The 5,569-nt window shown below is 74.6% G+C and carries 2 protein-coding genes and 1 pseudogene; all 3 read left to right on the top strand.

The annotated features are described in order from the left end of the window. Positions 1-218: 218 nt before the first annotated feature. Positions 219-1,763: a TIGR02677 family protein gene (locus AB0J39_RS37835; protein WP_363473770.1), complete on the top strand. Its 1,545-nt coding sequence runs from the start codon at positions 219-221 to the stop codon at positions 1,761-1,763. Further along, positions 1,760-3,196, top strand: a complete 1,437-nt coding sequence (locus AB0J39_RS37830; protein WP_363473768.1) for a DUF2398 family protein — start codon at positions 1,760-1,762, stop codon at positions 3,194-3,196. Before AB0J39_RS37835 ends, AB0J39_RS37830 begins: the two co-directional genes overlap by 4 nt. Further along, positions 3,193-5,569, top strand: a pseudogene (locus AB0J39_RS37825) (TIGR02680 family protein); the annotation flags it as partial. The gene AB0J39_RS37830 and the pseudogene AB0J39_RS37825, both read left to right, overlap by 4 nt.

The raw sequence follows: 5,569 nt of genomic DNA, 5'->3' as shown, positions 1-5,569 counted from the left end.
CACGGACGACAAGCCGCCCCCGGGTTCCGCGCCCGCCGCCGGGAATCGGCGGCGACATCGGGCTGGACGCCGGGGCAGGTCGCAACTGTCGGTGCCCTCCAATACGGTCGTCTCGGCACGCGGAGCCCCGCCCGCGATCTGGCGGGCGGGACTCCGCGATCGGGCGGGTGCGACACGGATCCGAGGCAATGGATCCGTGACACGGATTGGGGGGCCGGATGGCGGAACGCAGGGCGCTTGACCTCGACTCGCCGGCGATCAGCGATCGGTTCAGGCTGTTCAACTTCACCAGGCGTGACGACCATGTGGCCTACCTGTGGGTGCTGCGGGCCATGGACCGGCTGCGGGAGGTGCACCAGGTCCAGGTGGACGCGGGCGAGGTGCAGGCGGCCCTCACCGAGCTCGCCCGGCTCCACGACGAGGTGCCCACCTTCGACGGCAACCTGCGCGACCGGCTGGACGCCCTGTACGAGGACGGCGTGGTGCACCGGTTCGACGACGCCTCGCGGGCCGGCAACCTCGTCCGCTACCGCAACAGGCAGTCGGTCTATCAGTTCAGCGAGCTCGGCTACTGGGCGTACACCTCGGTGGAGGGCCTGCTCGCGGCCCGCATCCAGGACGCGAACCTGTCGCGCCTGGTCTTCTCCGACATCCTGGAGGACCTCAAGGCGCTGGCGGCGGCCAACCGCGCGGGGCAGGGCGAGCAGGTCTACCGCCGGCTGTCCCGGCTGGACTCGGTGATGGAGGACATGGGACGCCGCTCCGCGCACTTCCACGTGACGCTCGGCGAGATCATCCGCTCCACCGACGCCTCTCCGGAGACGTTCCTGCGCTACAAGAACGCGCTGCTGACGCACATGTCCGAGTTCATGGCGGAGCTCGACCGCTATCTGCCCCGCCTGGCCGCGGCCGTACGGGACGTCGAGACGAGCGGCCTGACCTCCCTGCTCGACCGCGCGGCGGCGGCGGACGAGCGGCCCTTCATGGACCGCCACGAGCGGCTGGAGGACTGGCGCCGCCGCTGGTCCGTGCTGCGGGCGTGGTTCGCGCCCGAGGGGCCGGGGGAGTCCCGGGCGGGGGAGCTGCGCAACGCGACGCGCGTCGCGGTGTCGGGGGTGATCGCGCTGCTGCGGCAGATCTCGGAGGCGCAGCGCGGCGGCGTCAACCGGGCGACCCAGCTGCGGCACCTGGCCGAGTGGGTCTGGAACGCGCCGGACGAGGGCGCCGCCCACGCGCTGATGGGCGCGGCGTTCAACCTGCGCAGCGCCCGGCACCTGGGCGCGGCCCACGAGGACACCGAACAGATCTCGCCCAGGAACACATGGTGGGACGCGCCGGGGGTGGAGGTGTCGGTCACGCTCTTCCGCAGCGGGAAGGCGCCCACGACGGGCGTGCCCACGCCGGTGCGCGGCAACCCCGGCGCGCGGGCCGCGCTGCGCCGCGAGCAGGCCGCGGAGCGGGCGGCCGAGCGCGAGGCCGCCGGCCACCTGGTGGGGATGGGCGCGCACGGCCGGGAGCTCGACGACGCGGAGACCAGAGTCCTGCTGAAGCTGATGACGCGGGCGCTGGAGGGACGCACGGTCGTCGCCGGCCGCCTGAAGAGGGGCTCCGGCGCCGACGACGCCGTGATGATCCGGCTCGTGCCGTCCGACGGCGGGAGCGCGGTGCGCACCGCGCGGGGACTGCTCCACCTGCCCGGGTTCCGGGTCGAGATCGCCGGTCGGACGCCGGTGGCGGGTTCGGGGACGGGGGGTTCCCGGTGACGACTGCCCGCACGCGTGTCGGCGCCCGGGCCGCCGTCGGCGTCTCCACCGCCGACCTCGGCTCCTACCAGCAGGCGGTCCGCCGGGTGCTGACCTGCGACCTGATCACCAAGGAGCGGCCGCGCCCCGGCGTGCTCGACCAGGTGCTGCGGTGGGCCGACGAGATGACGCGCGACTTCCGCGAGCTGCTCGGCTACACACTGATCGCCACGACCCACCACGTGCGGCTGGTCCGCCACCTCGACGTCCTGGACGAGACGCAGCGTTCGATCTTCTCCCGCAAGGGCAAGCCGTTCGACCGCCGCCGGCTGGCCTACCTGTGCCTGGTGCTCGGGTCGTTCCAGCGCTCCCGCATCGAGATCAGCCTGGCGGACCTGGTGCGGATCTTCACGCCGCTGGCCAACTCCATCGACGGTCTCGGCTTCGATCCCGCGCTCGGCTCGCACAAGGGCGCCGTCGTCGACGTGCTGGGCTGGCTTGTCGACCGCGGCGCGCTCCGGCTGTCCGACGGCAGCCTGGAGTGGTGGGCGCGCGACACCGAGCGCGGCGACGCGCTGTACGACATCGACCACGACATCTGCGCGGTGCTGTTCAAGCCGGCCCGGCCCGTCCAGCACCTGACCAGCGCGGCCGGCCTGGTGCACGAGCCGCCGCACGCGAACCCCGTCCGCAGGGCCAGGCGGCTGCTGGTCGAGTTCCCCGTCGTGTACTACGCGGACGTCGACCCCGAGGTGGCCGACGCGCTGCGGTCCCCGGGCCTCGCCGAGGACCTGGTCCGGTTCACCGGGCTGGCCCTGGAACGGCGCGCGGAGGGCGTCATGCTCGCCGACCCGGGCGGCGTCTTCACCGACCGGCCGTTCCCGGGCCGGGGCAACGCGGTGAGCCGGGCGGCCGGCCTCCTGCTGGCGAAGATCGCCGACCTGCTGGAGGACCCCGAGCACGTTCCGGAGCGGCTGCCCGTCCCCGCGCTCGCCGACGACCAGGCCGGCCTCGTCGCGCGGATGGACGCGGGACTGCCCCGCGACGGGATCGTCTCCGAGCTCGCCTGGTCCGCCGCGGAGGCGGAGGCGCCTTTCCCCGGCGACCGGCCCGCGCCCGCCGAGGCGCCGTTCGTGGAGCGCGGCCGCCTCGAGTCGATGACGACCGAGCTGTACGACGAGTTCGGCGCGGCCTCGTTCACCACCGCCTGGCAGCAGGACCCCCGGGGGCTGCTCGACGCGGTCGTCGGCTTCCTCGCGGACCTGACGCTGCTCAGGCCGGTGCCCGGCGGCGTGCTCGTCCTGCCCGCCGCGCTGCGGTATCGCAACATCCGGGCCGCCCTGCCCACCCGCACCTCGGGCGGCCAGCTGGCGCTGGTGGCGCTGCCCGAGAAGGCCACACAGAAGGACCCGTCGACGCGGGAGCACGCGCCGGCGCAGGAGGAGGAGCGATGACGCCGCCGAGCGACCGGTTCCAGCCCAGCAGAGCCGGGGTGATCAACGTCTGGGACTACGTCGACGAGGAGTTCGCCTTCGCCGACGGGCGCCTGGTCCTGCGCGGGCACAACGGCTCGGGCAAGACCAAGGCGCTGGAGGTGCTCTTCCCGTTCATCCTCGACGGTGTGGCGGACGCCCGGCGGCTCGACCCGTTCAGCGGCGAGAACCGGACGATGAAGTCCAACCTGCTCTACCGGGGGCAGGAGGCCGAGTACGGCTACGTGTGGATGGAGTTCGCCCGGCGGGAGATCGGGGCGGAGCCCGCCGAGACCGACGAGACCGTCACCCTCGTCATCGGCATCCGCGCGCACCGGCACCGCGACGGGGTGCGGACCTCGTTCTTCGTCACGGACAAGCGCCTCGGCGTCGACTTCGGGCTGCTGGCGCCCGACTCCCGCCCGCTCACCGAGCGGCAGCTCAAGGCCGTGCTCGGGCCGGACGCCCACAGCGAGACGGCCACGCAGTACCGCGACGCGGTGGACGCCCGGCTGTTCGGGCTGGGCAGGGAGCGCTACACCCAGCTCCTCGACCTGCTGCTGGCGTTGCGCCGCCCGCTGCTGGCCAAGGACCTCGACCCCGACAAGGTGTCCGCCACGCTCACCTCGGGTCTCAGCCCCCTCGACGAGGAGCTCGTCGACCAGGCGGCCCGCGACTTCGAGAACCTCGCGGCGGTGCAGAGGCAGTTCGACGACTTCGCCGCCGCGGACGAGGCCGTACGGGCGTTCCTGACCGACTACGTCGCCTATCTGCGCACCCACGCGAAGGCCCGGCTGTCCCGCATCCAGACCGAGATGGACGGCGCGGTGGAGCACGCCCGCACGCTGGTGCGGGCCGAGGAGTCACGCAGGACGGCCGCGGCCGCACGCGAGGCCGCGACGGCGGCGTCCGCCGCGGCGGAGGCCGAACGGGAGGGCCTGGAGCGCCGCCTCGCCGCGTTGCGCGCGGACGACGCCTACCGCGCGCGGGGCGAGCTTGACCTGCGCCGCCGTCAGGTCGCCAAGACGGGCGAGGAGATCGAGCGGGAGCGGGTCCGGCTGGCGGACGCCGCCGATCACCTGGCCGCCCTCGAAGGGGAGGCGGGCGAACACGCGGAGCGGCTGGAGGGCGCCCGGGCGGCGATCGTCCGCCACGCCACGGACCTCGCCGACGCGGCGGAGCGGGCCGGAGTCTCCCACGACGGGGACGGCCCGGCCGACACGGGGGAGGACCTGCTCACGACGGCGGGGGCCCGGGCCGCCGCCCGCCGGGACGACGTCGCGAAGGTCCGCGATGAGATCGCCAGGGTGACCGCAGCGGAGAGGGACCGGCTGCGGGCCGAGACCGACCGTGACAAGGCCGACAAGGACGTCGAGGAGCGGGAACGGCGGTGCGAGGCCGCCGACGCCGCACTGGCGACGGCGCGCCGCGACGCGCGGGAGGCACTCGACGCCTGGGCCGTCCGCTGGGCCCGCTCACCGGAGCTTCCGGACAACGAGCCCGCAGAGGACGGACGGCCCGGGGACGAGCACACGGGATACGAGCACACGGGGGACGAGCAGACCGGGCACGACGAGGCCGTGGCCGGGCCGGCCGACGTGGAGGCGCTGGCCGAAGCCCTCGACCACGCCGGTGACGCCGGGGCGCCGTCCCCGGCCGAGGTCTACAGCGTGCGGACCGAGGAACGGCGCACGGAGGCGGTCAGGTCCGTGGAGCGCCTGTCCGCCCGGGTGCGCGACCTCACCGCCGAGCTCGTCCGCCTGCGCCGCGAGCGGGAGGAGATCGCGGCGGAGCGCGACGAGGCGCCGCCGCACGACGACCGCCGGACGGCGGACCGCGACGGACGCCCGGGGGCGCCGCTGTGGCGGCTCGTCCGGTTCGCCGACGGCCTCGGCGCGGAGGAGGCGGCCGGTCTCGAAGGAGCCCTGTACGGCGCGGGACTGCTGACCGCCTGGGTGCATCCGCAGGCGCGGCACACCCTCGACGCCGTCGCGGCGCCGGAGCCCGACGGCTACCTGCTCCCGCTTCCCGAGGAGAGCCGCCCGTCCGGCCGTACGCTCGCCGACGTGCTCGTGCCGGAGGAGCAGGACCTCGTTCCGGCGGCGGTCGTCACGGACGTGCTGCGGTCGGTCGCGGTCGCCGACACGATCACGCCCGGCCGGGATCGACAGGGTGGATCTGCGCCGGTGGTGACCGGCGGGGCCCAGTTCGGCCTCGGTCTCCTCGTCGGCGCCCGGCCCAAGCCTTCGCCCGAATACATCGGCGCCACGAACCGGGCCAACCGCCGCGCGGCCAGGCTCGCCGAGTACGACGAGTCGATCGGCGAGACGAGCCGGGCGCACGAGGCCGCCGAGC

This window comes from Microbispora sp. NPDC049633 (genome assembly GCF_040675265.1).
Lineage (GTDB): Bacteria > Actinomycetota > Actinomycetes > Streptosporangiales > Streptosporangiaceae > Microbispora > Microbispora maris.
Note: the sequence above shows the minus strand (reverse complement) of the source record. Positions and strands in the feature narration are given on the sequence as shown.

Coding starts and splice junctions, on each gene's coding strand:
- AB0J39_RS37835 (WP_363473770.1), top strand. CDS start 219: ATGGCGGAACGCAGGGCGCTTGACCTCGACTCGCCGGCGATCAGCGAT.